Below are 21681 nucleotides of genomic sequence, written 5' to 3'. Positions count from 1 at the left end.
GTTACCGCTGGCTAATTTATCCAAACAGTACACTTTAGATTCTCCAAGCAGTTTTTTGCCTATTTTTAAAATGAGGCAAAATATTAATTTTATCCACTTTTTTTTCAGAAAGTGTCGTCAAAATCAGCCTCAATTGAGGTAGAAATTTATGAACAATATGTAGCGGTTTACACTATTTATCCGGCACACTTTAATTTTAAATTACCCGATGTGGCTGACAACCGCTCAAGTTGATGAACAGCACAGTTTAATTCAAATGTTTGCTTTAATTAGCACCATTCCTATAGACTTTACCTCCCCTAGGTATTTGTGTCAATTTTTGTAAAGAAAGTGTTACCTTTAAATGATATAGTATCGAAGGATTTGTATACAAAGCTTAAAAATACTCTGCTAAATGCTGAGACTTATTACCGACTTTGACGGCCCGATTATGGACGTGTCCGATCGCTACTACCGAGTTTACCAGAAGTGTCTCGCCGAGACTCAACGTGAGGGTCAAGCAGTGCGCGAACTCCCCAAGGCAGAGTTTTGGGACATGAAGCGCGCGCGGGTTCCCGAAACCGAAATCGCCATCCTCTCAGGATTAGACGCTGCCCAAGCCCCCGATTTTGCCCAGAAACGCCGTCAAACCGTCCACACCCTACCCTACATGATTTACGATCGACCAGCTCCCGGCGCTGTCGAAACTCTCGAAAAGGTGCAGCGCGCTCGAGTAGACTTAGCCGTGATGACCATGCGCCGCGTTAGGGAACTAGATGAAGCCTTCAACCGCTGCAATTTAGGGCAATTTTTCCCCGAAAACCGCCGCTATTGCCTCCCCAACGATTACGTTAAAACCGGGGATGTCAAAGATAAGCCCCTGTTGATGGCAAGAGCTCTCGCCGAACTCCCGCCGGCTTCTGACACTTGGATGGTTGGCGATACGGAGGCAGATATTGTAGCAGCCAAAACGCACGGTGTCAAGGTAATTGGTGTTTTGTGCGGAATTCGCGATCGCACCCAACTAGAAATGCACCAACCGGATTTAATTGCTAACAATTTGAGCGAAGCAGTTGAGATTATCTTAGGTGGCAAAAATTAGTCATTAGTCATTAGTCATTAGTCATTAGTCATTAGTTATTAATTGTTAGCTGATGTTATTTTTCAGAGGTCTTGATTTCACAGTTATTAGTTGTTGGTTGCTGACTAATAACTGCTGACTAATGACTGCTGACTAATGACTGCTGACTATCGCAGAAAACTGCTGACCAGCCACAGAATTAAAAACGTAAACACAGCGATAAATTTCTCTGTTGTTATAAATGCCGGACTGACCAAAGAACCCAAAAAGCCTCCCAGCAACAAGCCTATAACCAAGCCAGCCACAGTCAGCAGCACGGCGCGACCAAATTTTTGTTCCTTGCGATTAATAAAATAAAGACAAGAGCCGACCCCAAGAGCCAGAGTCAACTGTAGTAAACCATCATTAGCCGCCGGATAAATACTCAGTCCGCCTAACCCCACATACACCCCAGCCGGCCACAAAATGTCCGATCGACTAGGAGTATCGATTAACCGCTGCAACCAAGCTGGGCTGCCACTCGGAGGAGACGGAGTAAAGCTTGGGGGTGGGGGAGTCAGCCGTTCGGGAAAGCGGATGCGTTCGGGCACTTTAATTTTCCCTTCCTGTCGCTGCCGCAGGCGATCCATGAGGATCGCATCGTAAGCAGCTTCGATCAATTCCAAACGTTTCTTGTCACCGCTGTACTGCTCGCCTAGGCGCGTGCGGGCCTCTTGCACTTCATCAAAGGAAGCATCTTCATCGACTTCAAGAAGTTGATAGGGAGTTGGCTCACTCATTGTAATAACCCGCTGAAGACTCTCGTTATAGAGTAATCTTAACAAGAGAGGAAAGCGGGGCGGGAGCTCTGCCGCTTTCCCAAAAGTTTTGCTGCTAGTTTTTAGTGCTTTAAAACAGGAACCAGCAAACCTTACGAAGGTTGAAACTAGAAGGCATTTGGCATTCGTAAATAAAAAATAATGAATCCAAAGATTGTTATTTTTATCTTGGCCGTCTAAAATTTTACCTTCTGCCAAATGCCCTCAGAAGGGACTTGTCCTGCAGGCGCTCACAATTCCCGACCACTGGACTTTTTTAAGTCGATCGCGGCGATAGGAAAAAAAGCGAGCCGAGTCAGAATAAGTACAGAAAGGAGCGATCGCCACTTGAGAAAGATCGATTCCCAACTGCTGCAATTGCAGAGCATTGCAGAGGCGAACATCCAAGCGTACTTTTCCCGGTTCTGGATCGGCTAAGACAGGCGTTTGCGGCAGTTGATGCAAAAACTCGCAGATGCCGTCTGCTGTCGCACTAACGGCACTCTTAGGAGCAATGGTGGCTCCCAGTTCCGCTGCTACTTCCACAGATACCTGGTAAACCTCTCCAGCGATCGCCGGCCCCATAGCAATCTTCAGATTTTCTAGTTGACTGCCTTGTGCCACAAGTTGAGCGATCGCCTCTGGTAATATCTTAGCAGCAGTCCCGCGCCAACCCGCGTGAACTGCCGCAACCAGTCCCGTGCGATCGTCAGCAATCAGCACCGGCACACAGTCAGCCGAGCAAACCCACAGCGCCTCCAATTCTTGATGGGCAACCAAGCCATCAGCCTCAGCATAGCTTGGGGCAGCGGTTTCCGGGCCCGGAGCCACAACGGGTGACAACTCACTCGTTTTGAGTACCGCATTGCCGTGTACCTGTTGGAGTCGGTAAACCTTAGCTCCAGGTTCGAGAACTTCCGTCAGATCGATCGGCCCCTGGGGCGAGAAATCGCGAGTAAAAAAGCCGTGAGACCAGCGAGAAAGCAAGCTGCAAGTCAGATAGGGCAAGCCTTCAAAACTCTGCCAGTCCCAACTGATACCGTCAGGTCCTCCGGCGCACTCAGAGCCAGGAAAATTTGTCAAGCGATCGCCAGCTAAAGTCATGAAATCTATCCTTACTCAAGCGAATCATCAAAAAAATGGGCGGAGCGAAGCGGAGGGCCCAAACCCCGTCCTTTTAGGAAGGCTTTACATGAATTTTTGTTAAGCTCTACCATTTCACACAAGACGTGCTATTATGTGAAATAGCGTACTTAAGGTCAGCATGACACAAAAAGCCTTCAGCTATCGATTCTACCCAACGCCGGAACAAGAAAGTTTGTTGCGACGTACTTTGGGTTGTGTTCGTTTGGTCTACAACCGTGCTTTAGCCACAAGAACGGAAGCTTGGTACGCAGAACACAAACGGGTAGGCTATGCTGAGACTTCTTCAATGTTAACCGAATGGAAGAAAACCGAAGAACTAGATTTTCTGAACCAAGTTAGCTGTGTGCCATTACAGCAATGCTTGAGACATTTACAAACGGCTTATACCAACTTTTTTGATGGGCGGGCACAATATCCTAACTTCAAAAAGAAACGCAACGGTGGTAGTGCAGAATTTACCAAGTCAGCATTTAAGTTCAAAGATGGACAAGTCTACCTAGCAAAAAGCACAGAAGCGTTACCCATTCGCTGGAGCCGGACACTACCTGATGGTTGCCGACCATCAACAATTACAGTAAAGCTTGCACCATCAGGTAGGTGGTCAGTTTCTCTGCTGGTAGAGGTTGAAATTGAAGCATTACCTAGAACAGATAATCAAGTCGGTATCGACCTGGGAGTTACAAGCTTGCTCACTCTAAGCACTGGCGAAAAGATTGCCAATCCCAAAGGATTCAAGGCAAAATATCGCAAACTTAGAAGATCGCAAAAATCTTTAAGTCGCAAACAAAAAGGGTCAAAAAACCGTCACAAAGCACGGCTTAAAGTAGCGAAAGTGCATCAAGAAATTACTGATGCAAGGAAAGATAATCTTCACAAGTTAACGACGCGGTTGGTGCGTGAAAACCAAACCATCGCCGTAGAAAACTTAGCTGTGAAGAATATGGTTAAAAACCCCAAACTTGCCGCTTCTATAAGTGATGCAAGTTGGGGGGAAGTAGTCAGACAACTTGACTACAAGTGCGATTGGTACGATCGTACTTTAATTAAGATTGACCGATGGTTTCCGAGTTCAAAACGGTGTGGTAATTGCGGACACATCGTTAACAAGATGCCGTTGAATATCCGGGAATGGGATTGTCCTAATTGCGGGACGCGCCATGACCGAGATATTAATGCGGCAAAAAATATTTTGGCGGCAGGGCTTGCCGTGTCAGTCTGTGGAGCGACTGTAAGACCAGAACAGAGTAAATCTGTTAAGGCTGGTGCGAAACCCCGTAAGGGACAGAAGCAGAAACCTGAATCGTGAGGTTTGGGAATCCCCGTGCGTTTACGCCTGGGTGGATGTCAACAGTGTGGCCGTCACAGACTTCTAGGCAAGTGCCATCGGTTCAAAAAAACCGGATATCGATCGCGACTGAATGCGTAAAGCATTTGAGCTTGTTCGATGTGCAGAAAAAATTGCCTCAAGCCCGGTAAAATCAGTTAGGCCTGTATATAAAGACAAGGATTGCCATACATTCGATCCTGACTTCGAGATCCTTGTGCCCCCTGTTGAGTTGGGAAAAAAAATCGTGAAACCAGTTCCAGACAAGCAAATAACAGCCCATTTGAAAACCAAACAGCAAAAAAAGAACCCTACAGGCGCCCGGACTCGATCGCGCCTTTTGTCCGATCGCTCACTGCTGGTGGGACTGGGTTGTCTTGCCAGTCTGGGACTGCTCAGCAAAGGCTTAGTTTGGGCCCAAGCCGAAACTCCGCCCGCAGAACAAGCCGTCCCCGGCGCAGCAGACCTCCAGCCATTATTTGAAGCTCCTCTCCCGCCCCCGGAACCCGCATACAGCCAAGTGGAACCAGAACCATACCCTGAACCGCAGGCAGAAGTTCCACCGTCCGAGCCTTTCGATCCCGAACCTGCCTGGGAGCCGGAGTACGCCAGCGAACCACCTCCTACCCAATATTATCTGCCAGAGCCCGCCCTGATTCCCCTGCCAGAAGCGACGGCCCAGGAGCCACCTTTTGAAGCGCCAGTTAACCCAGCCCACGCTGAAATCGACCAAACAGACTACAGCATTGGCGCTACCAGCGAGTACGAAGAATACCAAGAGTACGAAGCGCCAACGAGAATAGAGTTTGCAGAGCGATCGACCGGCTGCGAAGGAGAAGGCGGTTTGTGCGCGCCTCCTCCTGTTTCCGAGCCGGTGACGGCAGATGCCGGAGAACCCAACTACAGAGAGGAACCTCCGATCGCAGACGACGGCTATATTGCAGCCCCTCCTCCTCGAAATCTGCCAGAAAGCCTTCCGAGCGATGTTCGGGGAACTGTTGCCGGAAATAGTAGCGGAAATCCTGTCAGTAAACTCGGTCAAGCCGTTCAACAAATAGGCAGCCAGGTTTGGAGGGATTCAAACCCACCGGCATCTGGTTACGCACCCCCGCGCTACTCGCCGAACGCAGGATACTCCGCAGACGCAGGATACTCCGCAGACACCGGCTACTCGGCAAACACTGGATACTCGGCTAACATCGGCTACTCCGCAGACACTGGATACTCCGCAGACACTGGGTATTATGCCGGATCTGCATCTTACGGCGGCGGCGCTCCAGCGCCCAGCATGGGACTTGGGCCGGTTCAAGTCGGTGCCGTTAGTGTCAGCAGTGGCAGCAATACCGGTTTTGCTTACTACAATCTCACGCCGCGTCCCCCAGGCGTCCCCGGCAATGGCAACACCAGCTTGCTGTTCCCGCTATCTATTGCTTCGGCAATTACTTCGCCCTTTGGGTGGCGGACTCATCCAGTTCTGGGCTACGGCAGGTTTCACACCGGAACAGACTTGGGGGCCCCGATGGGAACGCCCGTACTGGCGGCCTATGCGGGTCAAGTGGCGATCGCCGATTGGTTGGGTGGCTACGGTTTGACGGTGGTTCTCAACCACAACAAAAAGTCTCAGGAAACTCTCTACGCCCACCTTTCGGAACTGTTTGTGAAACCGGGAGAGTTCGTGAAACAGGGAGAGACGATCGGCCGCGTCGGCAGTACGGGAATGTCTACAGGGCCTCACCTTCACTTCGAGGTTCGGCAAATGACCGATCGGGGTTGGGTGGCGATCGACCCGGGATCTCAGCTAGAATTCGCTCTGGCAAAAATGATCGGCAGTTTGGAAACCGCCAAAGTACCGCAAATCCCGAAAATGGTGGAAATACAAACCGCTAACTCACTCAAGGATTGGGAAAACGATCTGCCCCAGTTGCCACCTCTGCCACTGGGAATGGACATCGAAGTTCACAACCTCCAGCCGCCATTCCCGGAACTGTTAAAAGCTGACATTTCTAAGCCCAAAGATACCGAAGCCGTCAAACCCAAAACTCAGAAGCAAGCTAACAGGTAAAAATTGGGGATTGGCTAGATTAATTTTCTTGTGGAACGGTCGAAAAGCCAAACCCCTACTCCCCACAAGAAAATTAATGTTTTGTGCAACCAGCACGCTAACTCGTTGTTTTTCCTCGTTACCCGAAAGAGTCGGGTAACGAGGAAAAACTCATAAAAAATGGTAACTTGCAGCTTATGCTAATAGCGCAGCATTTGTGGGAATTAATTTTATTTCTGATTATTGTAGTCGGGCCGATTCCCTTAAGCTTGTCTCTTGCCTTTGAGAATCAGAAAGAAAACAATAACTATTCATTTCCCCATTTTCTCCTCGTACTCCTGACGGGATGGAGTATTGCCCAAGTTTGTATCGGCTTGATTTTAGGAAGTGCCGATCGACTAAATATTGCTGCGGTGATTATAGCAGAAATTCTGATTTGTGCGATCGGCTTCATCCTGATTTATACCAAAAATCACAAAACTTTTACCTTCTCCGAGTGGCAGATTCCCCAACTCAATCAACCTCGGACTCTCTCAGAATCACTAATTATTGTTGCCACCGCTTTGGCTGGATTTGTGCTGTTGGAAACTATCGCAACCAAACCCATAACCAATTATGATTCATTGTGGTTTCACCTGCCTGCGATCGCCCGATGGTATCAAACCCATTCATTTACATTATTAGATGCCACCGGAAATTGGATTTTTGAACAAGAGCAAGCACGAGTATATCCCTACAATTGGCACGTTTTATCTGCTTTGTGTGTGCTTCCCTTCGGAGAAGATTTTCTAGCAGCTTTCCCCCTGGTAATTGCGTGGGTACTTGAGGGAATTGCCGTCTATCTATTAAGCATAAAATTTGGAGCAACCCGAATTCACGGTATGGCAGCAGCATCTTTAGTATTGACAGTACCGATGATGCTCAACCAAGTTAACACCATTCAGCCCGATTTACCGCTAGCTGCAATATTTACAGTCGGCTTGTATCTAGGTTTATCCTATCATAGCAGCCGATCGCAATCCGAACTCTCGCTATTTTTGGCAAACGCAGGAATGCTAGCCGGAATAAAAATCACGGGAATAATCTATGCCGCCTCACTTTTAGGAGGATTAGCAATATTAGAAATTAAAAGATTCGCGGTTAATAAAAAATCTACACCAGCTCATTTTAGAATTCGCCACTTTCTCAAACCAGTGTTACTTGGCGGCCTAGCTTGTTGCTTGCTTTTAGGATGTTTTTGGTATGCGAGAAACTTGCTGCAAATCAATTATCCTGTCGGCGAAGTCGGCGATATTAAAATTCCCTTAGATCCTGTTTCCTTCCCGTCTCCCATAACTGCACCCATACCTCCGGTACAGAAGCAGCCCGCTTCGCCACTTCTAAAGATTTGGCAAAGCACTTTAGCAGCTCAATTTAATCCCAGCAATATTTCCCACTGGAAAACTGTCGGCGTACAAATTATCATTAGATTGCAACTGCCCTTTCTGGCGATCGCGCTTCAGGTATTGGCAGCGCCTCTGGCTTTTATCCAGGGTAAAACCAGAATAATTAATCAAAATAATATTATTTTAATTATACTTCTCGCCAGCACAGGAATTCTGTATCTAATTACACCTTACACGTCCGGTACTGCCGGAGAGTCGATCGGTCAACTCAGCCCTTTACTCGGTTTTAACCTCAGATACGGATTTCCCTTTTTAAGCGTACTCGCCGTCGCAGCAGCAGCTACAGCAACTCTCTTGAAAACTGCAAATCTAGTTGTTCTGGTAGTGGTTTTCTTTAGTGGTTTGTTCGGAATTACTAGCAACACAATTTTTGATTTTATTAAAAATTCTTCTTTCACCGGAGATAGTATTGTTTGGGGGAGTTTGTTGATTGATAATTTGAAGTCTAACCCAAGAGAAGCTCTTAATACTATATGGAAAATATTAGGCCCCAGTTGGCCATATATATTACCATATCCGATATTTTATTTTGTGTCAGTGACGCTGGCTGCGATATGGTTGAAAATCAATCCTGGCTTAGGATGGCTGAATCATCTATTTTCTACCCGAAAAAAATCGATTTACATAGTGATAATTGGTGTCTGTATAGGATTGATAGTAATTGGTCATTGGAGGGAAAAGCGAGATTTTGCACGCACCGAACTGTATCGCGGAATTTACGAATATATTGATAAAAATACAGTACCTGATGAAAGAATAGGCTTCTTTTTAAGTTCGCGCAGTTACCTGTTTTACGGGAGAAATTTGGACAGACAAGTTTTATATGTGCCGTTTAGAGCCGATCGACTTTCGGCATGGATTGACAATCTACGGCGAAATAAAATTAGGACTGTAGGATTCGGGCCCCTGACTGGGACAGACGCAGCTACCAGAAAAGCTCTATCTTGGCTGACAAGTGCCGAAGGCCCGCTGGAACCAGTTTTCGGAAAAAATTTTAATACTGAGTCGGTGTTGTATCGTTTGAAAAATTAAAATATAGCAGTTATAATTCAATACGGTTTAGTGGCTACAGGGCTGCAGAATCGGGAAAATCGATTTGTGGAAACACCACACTGCTTAATCGGAGGTATAACGGTAAACGCGCTGCCGAATAACCTCTATTCGACTGGCAGCCAGCAACTGAGCGATTACCTTTACAGCTACTATAATGCTATTAGCGATCGCGCGGAATTTTTCAGTTCTCAAAATGCTGGATTTGAAGGCACTAATATTCAGAAAATGCAGGTGCAAAAATATGTATCTCGCCGTAAATAACCGAGCCAAAAATACCTTATAGGGAGTACATTTGGCGTTGGTTGAGATGGAGGGCAGCGGGTAAATTATCTGGAACAATCTTCTGAACCTGTGCAAGAATTAATGAAGTTAGCTCGTAATAAAATTAGCTTTTATCAACAGCGTATACAGGGAGAAACCCTGAGTCGTTCTAGTTCCTAGACATCTTTGTCACCCTCCCAGAATAAATTGCTAAGGATTGCGAATTAAATAACTTACAATTTTAATTGTTATTGTGGGATGGGCGTCCCGCCCGTCATGAGTGGACGGGCGGGACGCCCATCCCACTTTCATTGTGGAAGTTATTTAATTCTCATTCCTTAGTTGAAACAATGAATATATTAAAAAAATTCGTAAAGTTAAATTTATTAGGTCTCCGATAATTGGCAAAAAAAATGATAATAAAACCAGAAAAATTAGGCGGAGATAAATTTTTAGGGCTGGGATTTTTCAAGCATTCCCAGTGCTGCGAGTCAGATATGCCGAATGTGCGCTAAAGAGCGATCGCACAAAAACTGGCGCAGTTGCACACCGATCGCCTCCAGAGAAAAATGAGTTTCCACCCGAATGCGAGCGCGCTTACCCAACTCCCGCCCCCACGCCCGATCGTCTAAAACCCGACCGATCCCCCCTGCCAAAGCGGTTGCATCCTCACGGGGCACAACGATCCCGCCGTCAGCTTCGCCCCCCTCGAAAATATCAGGCACTCCAGGGGCGTCAGCAGCCACAACGGGCAACCCGCAAGCCATCGCCTCCAGCGGTGCAACCGGAAACCCCTCATGCCGAGAAGGCAAAGTATAAACGTCAGCAGCCGAGAGGTACTGTCGCATCAAAGCGCGATCGCGCACATATTCATTCACCCAAACAATGCCCGAAAGCTGCATCTGAGCGATTCGCTGGCTCAATTCCTCCGCGTCGCTACCAGTCCCCACCAGCAACAGCCGCAAATCTCGGTTGGGGCGATCGCGGCAGATCCGTTCCCAAGCTTCCAGCAATATATCTAACCCCTTGCGGCGAATCTCAATCCGCCCGTGACAGGCGACAATTTCAGCGTCACCGGGAAAACCCAGCAGTTGCCTAGCTTCAGCGCGATCCATTGGTTGCCACAGTTCCAAATCCAGCGGGTTAAAAATGCGGGCAATCTTGGCTGTCGGCACGCCATAGCGACTTTGCACGCGCTGTACCTCGGTTTGCGAAGCAATAATTAAACCCGCGCTCGCTTTGAGGGCGATCGGGCGCGACAAACCTTCCCAAGGACTAACCTGAAAATCGCCCCCCTGAAACGTCGCAAAAACAGGCAGCCCCATCCGCCACCCCAACCAAGTGCAAGCGTCGAAGCGCGGGTACTCGTATTCTTGGCAGAGAATCGCTTGGCAGTTTTCCCGTCGCAATTCTGCAGCCAGCAACCCCAGCGGTGTAGCCAGGTAAGGAGTAACGCTTTTCACTCCTGCCAACATCAGACGGCCCAGGCCTCGAACCTCTCCAAACATATCCTGAACCGTCCACCCTTGAGGGTTAACCATCTGGCGGCGGACAGCTTGGTAAAGTTGAGGTGCCGGCAGGGTGCAGATTGTTGCTCCTGTGTCTTTGTGGGTGTAGCGCACGGGTTCAGCCACGCTACCAGAGATGCAGAATAACACTGTCCGCACCCCTGCCCGCCGCAGCGCCTCAATGTAGCCAAACATCCAGCCCCCCGTCATTTCGTTGCAGAAAGCTTCAAAGGAAACCCCGATGGTATCTAAAAAATCTTCGATTAAATCGCCCCAGTGCAGGAGGGCGATCGTTGGTTCTGGTTGGAAATTCATAAATTTTATGGCTTCTGCCAAGCTGATGCTGTTTCCGTTCCCAGGGAATCAGGTTTATGCAGCCAATAGCTTACCCAGGTTACAGGACTCAGGGCAGTACAGAATAATAAGCGTATGAGGGCAGGCAAGCGAGAGAAAGCAAAATCATGGCAGACTACTGTCAGGGGATTGATAAAAGTAGCAGAACTCTGGTAAGGCAAACCGATTAAATCCCTCAGTTGATCGATCCTATAGCCGCGCCGAACGTGACCCCATTCTGCCATCACCTCTGCTTCAGGCGGACAGAGCGGTTTCATCACGCCGTAGTAGGGAAAGCGCCAGTTCTCATTGGGACTGCTCACTAATAAAAAACCCTTGGGTTTAAGCACTCGCAGCGCTTCAGATACAGCTTTTTGGTGGTCGGGAATGTGTTCGAGAACGTCGAACATCGTCACTGCATCAAAGGACTCATTTTCAAACGGTAAATTGGTCGCGTCGCCACAGATGAAGCGTACTTTTTCCTGCAGGTTGCAAGGAACATTTGCATATTTAGGATCGAGGTCAATGTTAGTAATTTGCGCTTGCGGATAAAGTAAAGACGTTAAGCCTCCTTGACCTCCTCCTACTTCTAAAATTTCTTTAAAGGGCATATCTGGGGAAATGCGGTGAATTGCCCGCATCTTTTCTCGGTAAAAGAATCCCAGGGTCAAGGGCTGACCGAAAGGGTTGCGGGCTAAGAAATTGCCCAGCTTTTCTTTATGCGTCTCAAATTTTTTGGTCTCAACAACTGTTGCCATAATCTTCCTCTAATTGGAAAAACTATTGATCCTTCTTTACACGATTTTTGAGGTAAAAGCTGACTCCCGCAAAGCAACCTAATACCTCTGCCAATAGCGTTCTATTAATCCCTTTAAATCCGGTCAAAAGACCGATTAAAAATCGTTTCACATAATAGAGAGGTAAAATGATGAATAAGCGAAGCAAGTTCCCCCAGTGCTTGTAGCGCCCAAACTGAATCAAAAGGGCCGCGATGTGACCCCGCATATATTGGTACATCTGATGTTTCAAGCTATCGAGATCGCCCCGGTGATAGTGATAAACAACAGGGGTCGGATCGTAGTAGCAAATCCACCCTTCCGCCAGCACTCTATACCATAGCTCTGAATCTTCACTGCACCCAGATGCCCCTGCACCCAAGCGTTCGTCAAAGTCTCCTAGTAACTCAAAAGCTTCACGCCGAAAAGCCATATTTGCTCCTGCACCAATGCGCCAAACGGGAGCGCCTAGGTGTTTCGTATCCTTAAAAAATTCAGCGTCAAAAGTCAGAGATCGGTATCCCCAACCAAAGCCCGTATCACCTTTTTGGAATATTAATTGGGCTTCTGTTTCGAGTTCAGCAGGCAGGACGAGGCCGGTTACAGCGATGATCTTGGGTTCGCGGAAGCTTTGTGCAATCCTGGCCACCCAGTCACGGTGAACGATCACATCGTCATCGGTAAACGCAATAATGTCGCCTGTACAGTGGCGGATGCCAGTATTGCGGGCGACGCTTAAACCAGGGCGAGGTTCTAATACATATTTGACTCCAGGGATCTCAGCCACCAGTTGGCGGGTGGCGTCTGAACTCGGAGCATTATCAATCACGATAAGCTCATGAGCAGGTTGGGATAAATTTTGCAGGGATTGCAAACATCGCGCCAATTGTTCTGGCCGATTTCGAGTGCCGATTACGACAGAAACAGATGCGCTGCTAGTCTGGTTCAAGCGTTCCTGCAGCTTGGCCAGGGGTTGCTCTAAGGCAGTCAGGGCATCAAACTCAGGGGGCTGGTGCCACGCCCGATTTTTTTTGTAAACTTCAGGCAAAGGCGCTTTAAAACCTTGCTCTAGCAGGTGGCTACCGACTGCAGGCGCGATCGCCAGCGCCGCTAGATTCGCTAGTTGTGAAGCCGAGATTGGCAACTGATCCTCTAAAATCTCCCGTTCGCCAAGGGGGATATTATGCCACCAAAACACTACATATATTCCGGCGTAGTTGGAAATCAAGGGCAATTCAGGAATATTTTCGCTCAATTCGACATTGAGAACTTTCCAAGGCTTGCTCACAGAAATTACCTCAAGAAATATTATTTATGAGCTGTTTAGCCAGCTAATTTTGCACGCCCCAATATCAAGCTGCGTTCTTCTGGGCTCATGCGAACCACACGGCTAATTCCGGCCCACTTACCACGGACAAAACTCCCATTTATCTCCACTTCCGCTGGATTCATCCGCCCCAAAGCTGCTCTTAAAGATTGAATCAGGACATTTTGGGAAGCTTTCACCGCATCGATAATAAATTTCAACAGCCAATCTCGATAAGAACCAGACCAGAGAAGAGAATCCCCCAAAACTTGAGAGGTTCCTAGACCATAGTTAATGTCGATCAAGTATTTTTGAGAAGTACGCCTAGCCGGAATAAAGTGTCTTAACTGACAGTCGGGAGTGTACCACAGGTCGTATCCTGCTCCGTAAATCCGCAAAGCGATTTCCACATCTCCCCCTGATATGAGCTTAGTTCCGATGCGATCTTGAAGTAACGGTTTATCTATCCAGCCAGTATGAGCGAGGGCTGCTCTATTCAGAACTAATCCTGCTCCCACTAAACAAGATTTTTTTTGGGGTTCTGTACCGTGTTCTTGTTGTGCGAAGGAGTACCCATAATTCAATACATATTTGGCTGGTAGAGTTTCCCAATCTAAAATTACTCGACCGCCAAAAGCGCCGCAGTCGGGATGAGCCGCTGCAAATCTAACAGCTTGTTCCACCCAATTTTCTGCCAGGAAGCAATCGTCATCTACAAAAGCAATCCAATCAGCAGTTGTATTTTTAACGCCACAGTGGCGGGCATAGGTTAATCCTTGCTGTGTTTCTGATACTGTAGAAAGCTGGGGAATTTGCCCCATCACTCGATATTTTTCGACAATTTTCTGCGTATTATCGGTGCAATTATTGTCAACTACTAAAACCCTCCACTCTAGGTTGGGTGAAACTATTTGTTGGGAAATAGCTGAGAGAGCTTTGTCTAAAAGGGGAGCATTGTTATAAGTACAAATTACGATATCGATCGGCGGAAGCTTACTCATATTTAACTATTCTTCCCTGCATTCAATATGAAACATATCTCTGAAAAAACTCTCCTAATTTTAGGCAAATTGCTGCCTAATTTTTTCAATTAGTTTTAAAGAGCGGGGATATTCCCCAAACAGACCTACAACACCGCCCCACAACTCGGCTAGAATCATGGGCGGAGGCAATACATGGCATCCTCTGACACTTTGTTGCAACTGATTTAACTGATTGGCAAACCACCAGGCTACAAGCCAGCGCAATTTCGAGCGTTGGCTCGGATCGGTCTGATAAGATTTTACGACAAAAGCCATAAAACCTAAACCCCACGTCCAATACTGGCGGCGCAATTTTTCATATTCCCGACGGTGTTGGTGAAACACCAGATAGCGAGGCTCATAGACGAGGGGATAGCCAGCGCGAACAACTCGATAAAACATATCTAAATCGCCACCGCCGGGGAGAGGCGCACCTGTATCGAGTGCATCATCAAATCCCCCTAATTTCAGTAGAACATCTCGGCGAAATGCCATATTGCAACCAGCTCCAAATATGCCAGCCCCACAGGGGTATAAGGGATTATAGGGCAAGATTTGACCATAACGAATTTTTTCAAAACCGCGTCGAAAGCCTCCTCTGCTTTCAAATAAAATTTGGGCTTCAGTCACTAACTCATAAGGCAGCACTAACCCTGTAAAACCGCCAGCATCAGGATTTTCTGCCCAAGCTTCCCTCAAGCCTTTGAGCCATTGGCGATCGGGCGTGACATCATCGTCAAGAAAGGCTAATAGTTCGCCCGTTGCTTCCTGCAAGGCGCGATTGCGAGCGAAGTCTAAACCGGGTTTTGGTTCCCGGCCATAGCGAACTCCTGGTAGAGAGTCTACCAATTCCTTCGTTCTTTCATCTGAAGGTGCATTATCAATTACTAACACTTCAAAGTAAAGCTTTTCACCCAAAATAGGTGTTTGCAACTTGAGTAAATGTTGCAGGCACCGCGCCAAGTTGTCCGGCCGATCTTTCGTACAAATTGCTACTGTCAGCGGCGGAAAGGGATCGCCATTTTCGGCAGGAGTTAGCTCTTCTCTAATCGATTCCTGAAGTAACTTAATGCCAACCTCCCGTTCAATGATTTTAGCTAAATCTTCAGGAGAAAGGACGGTCTTGGGAGGAAGAGGCTGCATGATCAAACCAACAGCTTTATCTTTGCGCCGCACAACTAAGGCAATTCCTGTATCCTCCTCAGAAATTATCAGATTTGGGAGGGGCTGTGTCACTTCAATGTCAAGGATGGGATAAGGCATAAATAATTCACCAACTTACTCTTAGTTTTTTACTTAGTTTTGTACGTTACGGTGTTGCAAGTGATAAAGCTTGGCGAAGAGGCCGTCGAGTTTCAGCAAATACTGGAGGTTGCCTTGTTCGATCGCCCTGCCATTTTCCATCACAATAATTTTATCCGCATTTTCTATCGTCGATAAGCGGTGAGCAATGACAATGACGGTACGATCCTGGCTGAGCGTATTGAGGGCATCCTGAATCAAGTTTTCGGCAATACTATCCAGAGCATTCGTTGCTTCATCCAGAATTAGAATATCTGGGTTGCGGACAATCGCCCGAGCGAGGGCAATGCGCTGCCTTTGCCCGCCAGAAAGGCGAACGCCGCGATCGCCCACTTTCGTGTCATACCCTTCCGGCAGTTGGCTGATAAAATCGTGAGCATTGGCAAGTTTTGCCGCCTCAAAAATTTCTGCCTCGGTTGCTTCTAAACGCCCATAGGCGATATTATCCCTCACCGTCCCGCTAAAGATATGGACATCTTGGCTGACAATCGCAATTCGTTTCCGCCAGTCCATTAAATTAAGTTCTTTTAATGAGCAGTCGTCAACATAAATTCCTCCTGACGTTGGCTCATAAAAGCGGCAGAGGAGGCTGATGATCGTAGATTTTCCCGCACCCGATGGCCCCACTAAAGCAGTCGTTTGGCCGCGTTTGAACTCGACGGAGACAGCCTCTATTGCCGGCCGATCTTCAGGATTGTAAGTTAAGGAAACTGACTCAAAATAGATCGCCTGCTTCAGCTTGTCAAAGGGAACTGTACCAGAGCGGATGTAAGGTTTATCCGAAGTGTCTAAAAAAGACATTACCACTTCAGCAGAACAGGCGGTAGAGACTAAACCTAACCTCGCGATATCTAGTTGTTGCACCTGCGGTTGCAAGCGGTAGAGGATGAATAAAAAAGTCAGCAGCGTTGGCATAGCTGACTGGTTTTGCAGGAGGGCGATCGCCAAAATTGCTAGCAGGAGGAGTGCGGAAAAAACTTCATAGAGCGGATTGATGAGCCCTCCCAGCATATCGAGTTGCAAAAAGGTGTTTCGCACCTGCAGGGAAGCGCGATCGAAGCGTTCTTGCTCGTAAGATTCCCGTCCAAAGGAGCGGATGGTTTTCATCCCCCCTAATCCCTCCCACATTCGGACAGCGAGCTGAGAATTGGCGTCTACTGCTTGCTGTGCCAGATGTTTGACTCGCCGCGTCACAAACTGGATGAACTGTGAGATGAGGAAGAGCGCTATACTGATAATTAAGGTGAGTTGCCAAGAGATGAGCAGTAACAGCGTCGCTAGGACAGTAATCGTACAAGCAGACGTAATCAAGTTAACAAACAAACTCAAAGCTTTGCTAGTCTGCCAACTCTCTGTTGCCAAAATATTCATAATCTTTCCCGATTCGCTGCGCTCTAAGAAAGAGTAGCTAACGGTTAAAGTTTGGTTAAAAATTTGGCAGCGCAATCGGTTGCTAATTCGCGAATTTAACCAAGCAAAAAGCAGAGAATTACTATAGACAATCAGGTTTTTGATGAGGATGCTGACTAAAATACAAGATGGAATGATTAAGGCGCGGTAGCCAGCAGGGACACCAGCGAATATCTGGTTCAGAGAATCAATGAAAGAATTGCCAGTTATAGCCTGAGCTTGTTCTTGCTGTAAAGTTTGCAAAAAGGGAATGAATAAGCTAATGCCAAAGCCGTCGGAAAGGGAAGCAAGCATACCCAAGGAAATCATTGCCGGGATAGCCCAAGGATAAAGCTTGAGGAGGGGTAGCAGAGTTCTAATAGCCTGAATTTCTTTTTTCATAAGACAACTCTGCCTTTGTCGGTGGCGTGGCGCTAATTTTTACTTAAGGGAGCGTGTCAATATTTGGTTGATTTCGCTGGACAAGGAGGGAAATTGACTGGTGAAAAATGTTCCCTATCGTTACCATGAATTCGATCTTTTTGCGCCGGAGCTCTACCAACACCTCCCGGCCCATCGGTGGGTTCTCAGAGTATGGCGTATCTTCTACTCTCACAGGTGCATCTAGAGCATCCTGATGTTTCCCAGACTGGGATAATAGGTTTAGAAGGCTCTTTCCCAATACTATGTAAAAGCCAGAACGTAATAAGGGTGAGATGCACTCAGTTTTTAAAGCTTGGAATAACCAAAAGAGCGCGGTGCGATCGCGGCCGTTGCGGCTGCTTTGGTTCGCTAAGTACAGCAAAAAATTACTGGTAGATAATCGGTGCAGGAAATCGGGAATTTCGGGATGCCGTTGCTTGGCCGCTTGCAGCATCAAAGATTGAGAATTCGCCATTGCCGTATAGTTGGTAGACATAGTGTTATACATTCTGCGATAGCCAATGGAAAATTCCGGCACGGCTCGAAATTGATAAAGCTCTGCTATCCGCAGGTATAAGTCCCAGTCTTCACAGCCTTGAGCATTCCTTTCCTTCAATGTCTTGTCATAAACCCCCACCTTTTCCAAACAACTGCGACGGATCATAGAAGCACTCGCGTTTCCTATAAAGTTGTGGCAGATTAGGGTGGCGTACACGTCACCTTCAATTCTAAAAGACCGGAATCCTCCTGTTAGCAATCCTTTTTCATCTAAGTCCACTGTCCACGAATAGACTACCCCTACTTCTTCCCCTCCCTCCAACATAGATTCAACTTGTTTTTCTATGTTTTCAGGATACCAAATATCATCGGCATCAATGGGGGCAATATATTCTCCTCTGGATTTCTGAATTCCTAAGTTTCGAGCAACAGCGACTCCAGAATTTGGCTGTTTCAGAAGCTGGACGCGAGAATCTTTTTGGCCAAATTTTTCGACAATTTCAGGAGTTCGATCTTGGGAACCGTCATCGACTACTAAAACTTCAATTGCTGGATAAGTTTGAGCTAAAACTGATTTCAGAGTTTCTTCAATAAATGGCTCAGCGTTGTATGCAGGGATAATGACTGAGACGAGAGGTAAAGTGGGAGATTTTTGAGAATCTGGCTGCATTGCTTTTTAACAAGATTTTTCATTTTTTTTTCTTTGTAGATTGGCATATCTACCTTACACTCGTCGCAGTCAGGACTTACACAGTCGCTGGAAGAGATAGCCGAGAAACCCCTAATAAAAATTGTACCGCCTTCTCTGTTCAACGTCAATGGTATATAGCACGTATCAATGAGTTGTGCAAAGCAAGAGAATGGTGATATACTACAACTAAAAGTTATATTCTAAATGATAAAAAGATGCTAGTCTGCCCACAGCTACTTCGTTCAGCAATGATTTTTATTGTTTCATTGATTACATAAATCCGTGTTCTGCTAAGAATTCGGGTGTAATTGTTCCTAAACTGTTGATTGCGGAATCTTCTTCCCAAGGTTCGGGATGGGATTTTGAGCCGCTGCGGAGAAATTTGGCGACATATTTGCCCAGAATATCTGCTTCTAAGTTTACTAAACTTCCTGGTTGCAAATAGCTGAGGTTTGTCTCACCAAAACTGTGGGGAATGACAGCAACTTCAAACCAATTACCGTCAGCATCGCAATCTGCCACGGTTAAGCTGATGCCGTTGACGGCGATGCTGCCCTTGGAAACGATGTAAGGTGCGATTTGACGTTGCCATCCCGAATTTGCTACAGGTGGGGCAGTAAACCGCATATCCCAAGCGTTGGCGGTTTGGGTGGATGTCGCTAAAGTGCCGATCGCATCTACGTGCCCCGTCACAAAATGTCCCCCCAATTTGCTACCGGCGCGCAGGGAGGTTTCTAGGTTCACCAAAGCATCGGGGAATGATCCCAGAGTTGTGCGCCGGAGGGTTTCTGGGGAAGCGACGGCGACAAAACCCGTCGCAGGCAGAACTTCCACTACCGTCAAACAGACTCCATCCACGGCTACGCTGTCCCCAATGGCCAAATCTTGTAAAATTAGGTAGGAGTTGTTTGAGGTACAGGAAATTTGGAAATAATCGTTGCCTAACGACTTCAGCTTTCCGAGAGATTGAATTAGTCCTGTAAACATAAGTATTTTTCCTTAGTCGATCGCCTATTTACATCAAACCACAGTCACAAACCAGACGCAGGAGGTTTTGCCGTCCCCCTGTCCCCCGGAGTCAATCGAAAATCTAAAATCTAAAATCTAAAATCGATAGTCCCAGATCAGTTGCAGATTCAGGCGAAGATCGAGTCATACTGGATTTAGGTCATCTTTATGTCCGAGTTTTCTACCGCCTTGCAGTTTCTTAATTCTGTCAGTAACCCAGCCCTAAAACCAGGGACTGAGCTTGTAAGAGCAATCGAAGCAAGCTGTGCTGACGGGCCTCAGCCTTAACTGGCTACGTTATTTGAGTCACGACACTCCTTGAATGCGACGCTAGTTTTCCGCTCTGTCATTTGCAATTAAACAGTCTTAAGGTAACAGAGACAGTGTTGCAAGTCTAACAAGCTCTCATAACATTGACCGACAAGCGAACATTACCCCGAAAGGGAGCCGGAGACAACCATATCTCCAAAGAGGGGCAACCATACCCCTCTACCCCCGAAAGGGGAAAGGGGATTCAAGGTGGTGGTCACTCTCGCGTAGTCGAATGTGTTGAAACCGCCCATGTTGTTTCCCTCTCAGGACTAAAGTCTCTGAGTTTCCCACTTACCGAGTATTTTTATGATTGAAATGAAAGTCGCTGGAATTGCCTTAGATGCAGCCACGCGCAGTCCTATTGTCCTATTGAGAGACGCTACTGAGCGACGGGCTTTGCCTATTTATATCGGTCAGGAGCAAGCAAAGGCTATTATTAGCGCGATCGAAGGCCACAAACCTCCTCGGCCCTTAACTCACGATCTGATGGTCAATTTTTTAGAGGCATGGAGTCTTACCTTGGAGCGCATAGTTATTCACTCGCTGCAAGATAACACGTTCTATGCCGTGCTGATCGTCCGTCAGGGAGAAGTTAAAAAAGAGATCGATGCCCGACCTAGCGACGCGATCGCCCTAGCCTTGCGAACGAATAGCCCCATCTGGGTGATGGAAGAAGTCGTCGCCGATGCTTCGATACCTGTCGATCGAGATGCTGATGAGGCCGAACGCCGGGCCTTCCGGGAATTTATCTCAAACCTCCGTCCAGAGGATTTGATTAAGAGAAGCGGCTTCAGCCCAGGCGAAACTTCCTAAACTTTATGCGCTATCGACGGTTTGGCAAAACGGAGTTGCACCTGTCTGTATTTTCCTTGGGAACCATGCGCTATTTGGCTTCTGAGGAAACTGCCTGTCAGACTGTACAAGAGGCTGTGTCTCAGGGAATCAATCACCTGGAAACGGCTGCAGGTTACGGTTGCAGCGAGGACTATCTTGGCGCGGCCCTTTCGGCTGGCTTGTCTGTCGATCGATCGCGCCTCCACATCACTACAAAAATTTCCCCAACCGAGGATGCAGCAGCAATGGAACGCTGCATCGACGCATCCCTCAAACGCCTGAATTTAGACTATATCGATTGTCTGGCAATTCACGGTTTGAATACTTGGGAACATTTGGCGATGGTGCGATCGGCCACAGGCTGTATGCAAGCGGTACGCAAAGCCCTCGCCGATGGTCGCATTCGGCACGTCGGCTTTTCGACTCACGGGCCTCTGGATCTGATTTTGGCTGCAATCAATACAGATTTGTTTGAATTTGTCAACCTGCATTATTACTATTTTTTTCAGCGCAACGCCCCGGCAATTGAACTCGCCAAAGACAAAGATATGGGCGTTTTCATCATTTCCCCAGCCGATAAAGGAGGGCAACTCTACACGCCCCCGGAAACTCTCGCACAATTGTGCTCGCCTTTCTCGCCTTTAGAGTTGAACTATCGATTTTTACTTAGCGATACTAGGATTGGGACTTTGAGTGTGGGCCCTGCAAATGCCACAGAATTAGAGCAACCCCTGAAATATTGCGATCGCGACTTTCCCCTCACCAACGCCGAAATCGCTGCGTTCGATCGGCTAGAATCGGTTATTGCAGACACTTTGAAAACCGACAAATGCAGCCAGTGCTATGCCTGTTTGCCTTGCCCGGAAAACATCAACATTCCCGAAGTATTGCGACTCCGCAATCTCGCCGTCGGGTGCGACATGACTGACTTTGGCAAATACCGCTATGCCATGTTTGAAAATGCCGGACACTGGTTTCCCGGCAGCAAAGGCAACCGCTGCACCGATTGCGGCGAATGTTTGCCCCGGTGTCCCGAAGAGTTAGACATCCCAACCTTGCTCAAAGATACTCACCAGCGACTCGGTGGCAAAGCAGGCAGGCGGTTGTGGGATTGAAAAAAATGTGTGAAGCAGGGAAAAGGTCGATCGAGCG

17 protein-coding genes are annotated in these 21681 nt (G+C 47.5%); 7 read left to right on the top strand and 10 right to left on the bottom strand.

All coding sequences use genetic code 11. The features are described 5' to 3' along the window. Positions 1 to 394 precede the first annotated feature (394 nt). Entirely contained in the window at positions 395 to 1081 is a 687-nt protein-coding gene (locus tag QT973_RS01155; protein ID WP_333057969.1) for an HAD family hydrolase, read from the top strand. Positions 1082 to 1227: 146 nt separating this feature from the next. On the opposite strand, the gene QT973_RS01150 is transcribed toward QT973_RS01155, so the two are convergent. Together QT973_RS01150 and pgeF are read right to left on the bottom strand one after the other, a co-directional pair. Beyond that, positions 1228 to 1839, bottom strand: a complete 612-nt coding sequence (locus QT973_RS01150; protein ID WP_333057970.1) for a CPP1-like family protein — start codon at positions 1837 to 1839, stop codon at positions 1228 to 1230. Between the two features lie 243 nt (positions 1840 to 2082). After that, the gene (pgeF, locus tag QT973_RS01145) at positions 2083 to 2961 is read right to left on the bottom strand and encodes a peptidoglycan editing factor PgeF (RefSeq protein ID WP_333212114.1); all 879 of its coding nucleotides are present in this window, start codon (positions 2959 to 2961) and stop codon (positions 2083 to 2085) included. Positions 2962 to 3121: 160 nt separating this feature from the next. Here pgeF and QT973_RS01140 point away from each other — a divergent pair, with 160 nt between their 5' ends. From QT973_RS01140 to QT973_RS01125, 4 genes are all read left to right on the top strand, one after another. After that, the gene (locus QT973_RS01140) at positions 3122 to 4309 is read left to right on the top strand and encodes an RNA-guided endonuclease TnpB family protein (RefSeq protein WP_333057972.1); all 1188 of its coding nucleotides are present in this window, start codon (positions 3122 to 3124) and stop codon (positions 4307 to 4309) included. A 265-nt stretch (positions 4310 to 4574) separates the two neighbouring features. Next, positions 4575 to 6389 carry a peptidoglycan DD-metalloendopeptidase family protein gene (locus tag QT973_RS01135; RefSeq protein WP_333212111.1) on the top strand — a complete coding sequence of 605 codons (1815 nt, stop codon included), beginning with the start codon at positions 4575 to 4577 and terminating at the stop codon, positions 6387 to 6389. Positions 6390 to 6565: 176 nt separating this feature from the next. Continuing rightward, positions 6566 to 8845 carry a hypothetical protein gene (locus QT973_RS01130; protein WP_333057974.1) on the top strand — a complete coding sequence of 760 codons (2280 nt, stop codon included), beginning with the start codon at positions 6566 to 6568 and terminating at the stop codon, positions 8843 to 8845. Positions 8846 to 8911: 66 nt separating this feature from the next. Continuing rightward, positions 8912 to 9127, top strand: a complete 216-nt coding sequence (locus QT973_RS01125) for a hypothetical protein (protein WP_333057975.1) — start codon at positions 8912 to 8914, stop codon at positions 9125 to 9127. A gap of 491 nt (positions 9128 to 9618) precedes the next feature. Here the strand turns inward: QT973_RS01125 and QT973_RS01120 are convergent, their stop codons facing one another. The 8 genes from QT973_RS01120 to ribE form a co-directional block, all read right to left on the bottom strand. Continuing rightward, positions 9619 to 10950, bottom strand: a complete 1332-nt coding sequence (locus QT973_RS01120; protein ID WP_333057976.1) for a glycosyltransferase family 4 protein — start codon at positions 10948 to 10950, stop codon at positions 9619 to 9621. A gap of 5 nt (positions 10951 to 10955) precedes the next feature. Beyond that, a complete protein-coding gene (locus QT973_RS01115; protein WP_333263170.1) occupies positions 10956 to 11726 on the bottom strand; it encodes a class I SAM-dependent methyltransferase in 771 nt (256 codons plus the stop codon). A gap of 22 nt (positions 11727 to 11748) precedes the next feature. Continuing rightward, on the bottom strand, positions 11749 to 13032 hold the full coding sequence (locus tag QT973_RS01110) for a glycosyltransferase (RefSeq protein ID WP_333390345.1): 1284 nt from the start codon (positions 13030 to 13032) through the stop codon (positions 11749 to 11751). A gap of 35 nt (positions 13033 to 13067) precedes the next feature. Beyond that, positions 13068 to 14051, bottom strand: coding sequence for a glycosyltransferase (locus tag QT973_RS01105; RefSeq protein WP_333057979.1), 984 nt, complete (start codon positions 14049 to 14051; stop codon positions 13068 to 13070). 60 nt (positions 14052 to 14111) lie between these two features. Next, complete coding sequence (locus QT973_RS01100) at positions 14112 to 15335, bottom strand: glycosyltransferase (protein WP_333212101.1); 1224 nt, start codon at positions 15333 to 15335, stop codon at positions 14112 to 14114. Positions 15336 to 15368: 33 nt separating this feature from the next. After that, entirely contained in the window at positions 15369 to 17165 is a 1797-nt protein-coding gene (locus tag QT973_RS01095; protein WP_333057981.1) for an ABC transporter ATP-binding protein, read from the bottom strand. 43 nt (positions 17166 to 17208) lie between these two features. Continuing rightward, positions 17209 to 18354 carry a glycosyltransferase family 2 protein gene (locus QT973_RS01090; RefSeq protein WP_333057982.1) on the bottom strand — a complete coding sequence of 382 codons (1146 nt, stop codon included), beginning with the start codon at positions 18352 to 18354 and terminating at the stop codon, positions 17209 to 17211. A 291-nt stretch (positions 18355 to 18645) separates the two neighbouring features. Beyond that, positions 18646 to 19362 carry a riboflavin synthase gene (gene ribE, locus QT973_RS01085; protein WP_333057983.1) on the bottom strand — a complete coding sequence of 239 codons (717 nt, stop codon included), beginning with the start codon at positions 19360 to 19362 and terminating at the stop codon, positions 18646 to 18648. Positions 19363 to 20001: 639 nt separating this feature from the next. Here ribE and QT973_RS01080 point away from each other — a divergent pair. Beyond that, positions 20002 to 20508, top strand: a complete 507-nt coding sequence (locus QT973_RS01080; protein ID WP_333026715.1) for a bifunctional nuclease family protein — start codon at positions 20002 to 20004, stop codon at positions 20506 to 20508. A 5-nt stretch (positions 20509 to 20513) separates the two neighbouring features. Then, on the top strand, positions 20514 to 21644 hold the full coding sequence (locus QT973_RS01075) for an aldo/keto reductase (protein WP_333057984.1): 1131 nt from the start codon (positions 20514 to 20516) through the stop codon (positions 21642 to 21644). Positions 21645 to 21681: the final 37 nt, after the last annotated feature.

It is taken from the genome of Microcoleus sp. Z1_A1 (assembly GCF_036700305.1).
GTDB lineage: Bacteria > Cyanobacteriota > Cyanobacteriia > Cyanobacteriales > Microcoleaceae > Microcoleus.
The sequence above is the reverse complement of the archived record's forward strand: the minus strand, read 5'-3'. Positions and strand labels throughout refer to the sequence as shown.

Bases quoted from the DNA above. Each gene is read 5' to 3' on its own strand.
- QT973_RS01105 (WP_333057979.1), bottom strand. From the start codon at position 14,051: ATGAGTAAGCTTCCGCCGATCGATATCGTAATTTGTACTTATAACAAT.
- QT973_RS01095 (WP_333057981.1), bottom strand. From the start codon at position 17,165: ATGAAAAAAGAAATTCAGGCTATTAGAACTCTGCTACCCCTCCTCAAG.
- QT973_RS01150 (WP_333057970.1), bottom strand. From the start codon at position 1,839: ATGAGTGAGCCAACTCCCTATCAACTTCTTGAAGTCGATGAAGATGCT.
- QT973_RS01080 (WP_333026715.1), top strand. From the start codon at position 20,002: ATGATTGAAATGAAAGTCGCTGGAATTGCCTTAGATGCAGCCACGCGC.
- QT973_RS01100 (WP_333212101.1), bottom strand. From the start codon at position 15,335: ATGCCTTATCCCATCCTTGACATTGAAGTGACACAGCCCCTCCCAAAT.
- QT973_RS01115 (WP_333263170.1), bottom strand. From the start codon at position 11,726: ATGGCAACAGTTGTTGAGACCAAAAAATTTGAGACGCATAAAGAAAAG.
- QT973_RS01155 (WP_333057969.1), top strand. From the start codon at position 395: ATGCTGAGACTTATTACCGACTTTGACGGCCCGATTATGGACGTGTCC.
- pgeF (WP_333212114.1), bottom strand. From the start codon at position 2,961: ATGACTTTAGCTGGCGATCGCTTGACAAATTTTCCTGGCTCTGAGTGC.
- QT973_RS01130 (WP_333057974.1), top strand. From the start codon at position 6,566: ATGCTAATAGCGCAGCATTTGTGGGAATTAATTTTATTTCTGATTATT.
- QT973_RS01090 (WP_333057982.1), bottom strand. From the start codon at position 18,354: ATGCAGCCAGATTCTCAAAAATCTCCCACTTTACCTCTCGTCTCAGTC.
- ribE (WP_333057983.1), bottom strand. From the start codon at position 19,362: ATGTTTACAGGACTAATTCAATCTCTCGGAAAGCTGAAGTCGTTAGGC.
- QT973_RS01075 (WP_333057984.1), top strand. From the start codon at position 20,514: ATGCGCTATCGACGGTTTGGCAAAACGGAGTTGCACCTGTCTGTATTT.
- QT973_RS01120 (WP_333057976.1), bottom strand. From the start codon at position 10,950: ATGAATTTCCAACCAGAACCAACGATCGCCCTCCTGCACTGGGGCGAT.
- QT973_RS01140 (WP_333057972.1), top strand. From the start codon at position 3,122: ATGACACAAAAAGCCTTCAGCTATCGATTCTACCCAACGCCGGAACAA.